General features: G+C 72.9%; 6 protein-coding genes and 1 pseudogene. 3 read left to right on the top strand and 4 right to left on the bottom strand.

What is annotated here, in order from left to right; translation table 11 throughout:
* Nucleotides 1-460, bottom strand: a pseudogene (locus G3I40_RS01755) (SAM-dependent methyltransferase); the annotation flags it as partial.
* Between the two features lie 173 nt (nucleotides 461-633).
* Between G3I40_RS01755 and G3I40_RS01750 the strand changes: the two are divergent.
* Nucleotides 634-1,479, top strand: a complete 846-nt coding sequence (locus tag G3I40_RS01750) for a DUF4190 domain-containing protein (protein ID WP_164300360.1) — start codon at nucleotides 634-636, stop codon at nucleotides 1,477-1,479.
* A 40-nt stretch (nucleotides 1,480-1,519) separates the two neighbouring features.
* Here G3I40_RS01750 and G3I40_RS01745 read toward each other — a convergent pair whose 3' ends face one another.
* Both G3I40_RS01745 and G3I40_RS01740 read right to left on the bottom strand, forming a co-directional pair.
* Complete coding sequence (locus tag G3I40_RS01745) at nucleotides 1,520-2,290, bottom strand: N-acetyltransferase (RefSeq protein WP_164300359.1); 771 nt, start codon at nucleotides 2,288-2,290, stop codon at nucleotides 1,520-1,522.
* A gap of 4 nt (nucleotides 2,291-2,294) precedes the next feature.
* A complete protein-coding gene (locus G3I40_RS01740) occupies nucleotides 2,295-2,993 on the bottom strand; it encodes an HNH endonuclease family protein (protein WP_343244793.1) in 699 nt (232 codons plus the stop codon).
* 186 nt (nucleotides 2,994-3,179) lie between these two features.
* Between G3I40_RS01740 and G3I40_RS01735 the strand changes: the two genes are divergently transcribed.
* Complete coding sequence (locus G3I40_RS01735; protein ID WP_239091461.1) at nucleotides 3,180-3,941, top strand: SDR family oxidoreductase; 762 nt, start codon at nucleotides 3,180-3,182, stop codon at nucleotides 3,939-3,941.
* A 10-nt stretch (nucleotides 3,942-3,951) separates the two neighbouring features.
* On the top strand, nucleotides 3,952-4,308 hold the full coding sequence (locus tag G3I40_RS01730) for a MerR family transcriptional regulator (protein ID WP_164300358.1): 357 nt from the start codon (nucleotides 3,952-3,954) through the stop codon (nucleotides 4,306-4,308).
* Here G3I40_RS01730 and G3I40_RS01725 read toward each other — a convergent pair.
* On the bottom strand, nucleotides 4,298-4,881 hold a 584-nt coding region (locus G3I40_RS01725), incomplete at its 5' end, for a hypothetical protein (RefSeq protein WP_164300357.1). The two genes, G3I40_RS01730 and G3I40_RS01725, sit on opposite strands and share 11 nt — an antisense overlap.

The following is a 4,881-nucleotide window of genomic DNA, read 5'->3' as shown; positions in this document are numbered from 1 at the left end:
CGCGCAGCAGGGGCACGGACGGCACCAGGTCGGCGGCGGTCGGGGTCGCGAGGGCCCGCTCGGTGGCGTGGCCGAAGCGCGGGGTGAGGACGCCTTCGAGGGCGGGGGGCAGGCGTTCGGCGAGGGCGCCGTCGTCCGCCTTGCCGAGCGCGAGCCATTCGGTGGGCCGGTCGTGCACGAGCAGCAGGACGCTTCCGGCGTGCAGCAGCGCGGTGACCGGGCCCGCCGGGTGTCCGGCGAGCTGCTGCCAGACGCGCTCGCGCAGCGGGACCTCGGCGAGCTTGCCCTGGGTGCGCAGCCAGTCCTCGACCTCGGCGAGCGCGAAGGAGGGGCTGGTCTCGGTGCCGCCGACGGGCTTGGGGAAATCGGCGTGGCGCCGCCGCCAGTTGCTGACCGCGGCTCGCCCCACGCCGGCGAGCCGGGCGATTCCGGCGGCCGTCACCTCTGTCGCGTTGTCCATGCGGCCGACCCTACCGAGCGCCGCGTAAGAACCCCATTCACAACTGTTCACGTACTGGTTCGCGTGAACACGGTTGACTCGGTTCACAAAGAATGGTGTTCTTGACCCAGCCAACCGCCGGAGTCACGGAAAGCCGGGGGGAGGTTGGCGTCTCTCATCACGGAGGAACATCCATGTCCCAGACCCATCAGCACCCTCAGTACCCGCCGTTCCAGCCGCCGCAGCAGCACCCGCAGCAGGTCGCGCGCAACGGGCTGGGGACGGCGGCGCTGATCCTCGGCGTCATCGGCGTCCTGTCCGGCCTGCTCCCGATCCTGTTCTGGCTGGCCGGCACCCTCGGCGTGATCGCCCTGATCCTGGGGCTGACGGGACGCGGCCGGGCCAAGCGCGGCGAGGCGACGAACAAGGGGGTCGCCCTGGCGGGCGTGCTCCTCGCCCTGGCGTCGCTGGGGCTCGCGGTCTTCGGCGCGTACACGACGTTCAAGGCGGTCGACGACGCGGTCGACGAGATCAACAAGTCGGTGTCGGACACCAAGGCCAAGGACACGAAGACGTCGGGTGACGCGAAGGACGCGGACAGCCCGGGCAAGTCCGGCAGCGGCAAGGACGACAAGAAGGCCGACCTCGGCAAGGCGCTGGAGGCGGGCGACGCGGTGGTCTACGACGACGACCTGACCGTCACGGTCTCGAACGCGGTCGCGTACAGCCCCAGCGAGTACGCCGCCGGCCACACCGCGGGCCATCACGCGTACAAGGTCACCGTCACGGTCACCAACGACAGCAAGAAGAAGTTCGACTCGTCGCTGCTGACCGCGGACGCCCGCGCCGGCCAGGACGGCGTCGACGCGGAGCAGGTCTTCGACGAGAAGGTCGGCACGGGCTTCGACGGCACCATCCTGCCCGGCAAGAAGGCCACGGTCGTCTACGCCTTCGACACCCCGGCGGACGCCGAGAACCTGACCGTCGAGGTCACCCCGAGCTTCGAGTACAACGCCTCGCAGTGGGACCTGAAGCTGTAACAGCGCGGCGAGGGCACGAGGGGGGTGGTGCGGCAGGCGCTCACAGCGCGTGCCGCACCCACACGTTCGGCTCGACGTACACGGCGTACCCGCCCGCCGGTTCGCAGTGCACCGGCACCAGCGCGCCGGGCACCTCCACGGGGCCCGCGGTGTCGAACGCGAGCCCGGTCCACTCCCGCCACTGGGCCAGCGACCCGGACACGGTCATCGAGGCGGGCGCCACCTTGTCGATGACGGCGCCCGCGCGGGCGTGCACCCGCAGCCACGGGTCGGCGGGCAGCCCGTCCGACTCCCTGACGCGGTACGCGTAGGCGCTCATCGGGGTCGCGGGCTCCAGGTGCTTGGCGCTCGGCCGCACCGGCGCGACGACCTCGCGGAACCCCCGGGCGCGCGCGTTGTCCCGCATCGCCGCGAGCATCCGCCCGGACAGTCCCTTGCCCTGCATGCCGGGCACGATGGTGATCTCGATCGCGCTGACGGTGTCCGGGGCGAGCGCGGCCGCGCGGTCGGTGAACGCCCACGTCAGCACCTGGTCCCAGCCCCGGTCGGGCAGGTGCCCGCGCCCCTCGGCGTGCAGCGCGAACGGCACGCTGAAGCCCCGGGCCACGACGGCCCCTTCGGCGTCGGTGGCGACGAGCACGTACTCGGGGAACTCGTCGCGCACCCGGTGCATGAGCAGGGCGCCCACCGGGTCGTGGGGTACGAAGACGGGCCAGTTGTCCGGCATGGCCCACAGCGGCCCGACGAGTTCGGGCCGCTCGGCGAGGGTGGTGACGGTCAGGCCGTCGACGGGGGCGGAAGGCGTGTTCATACGGTCATCCTGCATGGAACCGCGGCGGCGCCGCAGTCGGATTTCCGCCGGTCGGCAGCTTCTGGTCCGGGCAGGTGTGCAGCACCTTCTTCATGGCGTCGCGCTCGGCGGCGGTCACCCACACCCCGTACTTCTTCTTCACGGCGACCTGCCCGGCGACGTACGTGCACCGGTAGCCCTTGTTGGGCGGGAGCCACGTGGCCGTGTCGCCGTCCCCCTTGCTGCGGTTGGGAGTCGCGTCGACGGCGAGGAGGTTCAGCGGGTCGTTGGCGAACGCGATGCGCTTGCTCGGCTGCCACTGGAAGGCGCCCTTCTGCCAGGCGTCGGACAGCGCGACGAGGTGATCGATGTCGACCTTGCTGCGGCCGCGCGCGTAGGCGATGTCCTTGCCGCCGTACGGGTCCGGGGACAGCGTGCCGGCGACGACCTTGCAGTCGCCGTCCGCGTACCGCACTCCCTTCAGGTCCCGCTTGAGGATGTCGTCGCGGGTGTCGCAGTGATTGGAGTCGGTGTCGGCCCAGGCCGTGCCGAACCGTTCCCGCGCGTAACCGGTCTTCGGGGCACGCCCCTTGACGGTGAGCGAGTCGACGGCAGCCAGCGCACTGCCCGCCTTGCCCTGGGGCTGCGGACCCGCCTCGCCGCTCCCGCCCGTCGTCACCTCGCACCCGGTGACGGCGACAGCGGCCACCGCCACGGCCGCCACGATCCGCCCAGCGCCTCGCAGCACGACGCCACCTCCCCTTTTTGTTCCCTTTGTTCCCCAGCCGGCCCACCGTACCCGAGGCATGATCACACCCACGAGGGGCGGGAGCGGAGCCCCGGTCGTGAACTCCCCTACCCCGAAGCCCGTTTGACCTTGCCACTGGCGTCAGGGTCAGACGATCCCGGTATGGACACCATGAACGCCAGCACTCCGCGCACGGTCGTCGTCACCGGAGCGGGCACCGGCATCGGCCGCGCCACCGCCCACGCCTTCGCCGGACAGGGCTGCCGGGTCGTCGCGGTGGGCCGCAGACCGCAGCCCCTCGCCGAGACCGCCGCGTACGCCCCCGGCCTGATCACCCCGCTCGCCGCCGACCTCACGGCCGACGACGGGCCGGCCGGCATCGTCGCCAGGACTCTGGAGGCGCACGGCCGCCTCGATGTCCTGGTGCACAACGCGGGCGTCACCAACTCCGAGTCCCTGGAGACGTACACGCGGGAGTCGGTGCACGCGCTGCTCGCCACGAACCTGGTCGCCCCGACGCTGCTCACCCAGGCGGCGCTGCCCGCGCTGACCGCCTCGCGCGGCGTCGTCATCAGCGTCACCACCGCGATCGGCCGGCGCGGCTGGCCCGGCAACTCCGTCTACGCGGCGGGGAAAGCGGCCCTCGACTCGCTCACCCGCAGCTGGGCGGTGCAGCTCGCGCCGCGCGGGATACGGGTCGCCGCCGTCGCTCCGGGTGCGATCGAGACGCCGATCGCCGACCACTCCGCGTTCACGGCCGAAAAGCGGGCCGCGATCCGCAAGTGGCAGCTGGAGCACACGCCGCTCGGCCGGGTCGGGCGCCCGCAGGAGGTGGCGGCGACGATCGCCCATCTCGCCTCGCCCGAGGCGGCGTTCGTCACCGGGGTCGTGGTCCCGGTGGACGGGGGTGCGGTCGTGGCGTGACGATGCGGGCATGCGGATCGGAGAACTGGCCCAGGCGACCGGCACCACCCCGCGCGCCCTGCGCCACTACGAGCAGGCCGGACTGATCACGTCCGCACGGGCGGCGAACGGCTACCGGGTGTACGACGAGACGGCCGTGGCCCGCGTCGGCAACATCCGCATGCTGATCGACGCGGGGCTCACCACGGACGATCTGCAGGTGTTCCTGCCGTGCCTGGACGGCGACCTGCTGGCCGGCTGGCCCTCGCCGGGTTTCCTGCGCATCGCCCACGACCGCCTCGCCGTGATCGACCGGCGGATCACGGCGCAGACGGCGGTCCGGGACCGGCTGGCGGCGGCGCTGTCGCAGGCGTCCGTCAGGTGTTGACCCAGCGGTGACGGCTGCCGTCCGCGACGCACTTGATGACCCGGCCGTTCGCGGCGTGCGTGGTGCTCCCGGCGTCGGCGTTGCGGCAGAACTGGCCCGCGCTGTAGCAGTTGCCCGCGTTGGACACGATCTCGCAGGCCGGGGCGGCCGGGGCCCGCGTCTTGGCGTGCGTCGGAGCGGGCGCGGGAGCGGCGGCCTTCGTCCTGGTGTGCGTGGGCGCCGGGGCCTGCGTCTTGGTGCGGGTCGGCGTGGGCGTCGGGGTCGCCGAGTGCGTCGGCGTGGGGGTGGGAGTGGGCGTGGGCGTCGCGCTGTGCGTGGCGGACGGCTGCGGCGAGGACGTGACCGGGATGGGCTTCGTCGTGGACGCTGCGGGACGCACCGACCGCGCGTCGGCGACGTCGTCGGTCTTCGGGGACGTACCGGCGCCGAAGACGCCCACCGCGACGAGCAGGGCGACCACGGCGCCCGCGACGGCCGCCAACGACCCGGTCAGCGGCCGCTGTTGGGGCAGCCGGGTGCGCGGCGTGCGCAGTGCGGCGAGGACGGCTCCGCCGAGGGCGAGGACGACGGCCA

Origin of the sequence: Streptomyces sp. SID14478 (genome assembly GCF_010548525.1) — a bacterium.
Classification (GTDB): domain Bacteria; phylum Actinomycetota; class Actinomycetes; order Streptomycetales; family Streptomycetaceae; genus Streptomyces.
The sequence above is the reverse complement of the archived record's forward strand: the minus strand, read 5'-3'. Positions and strand labels throughout refer to the sequence as shown.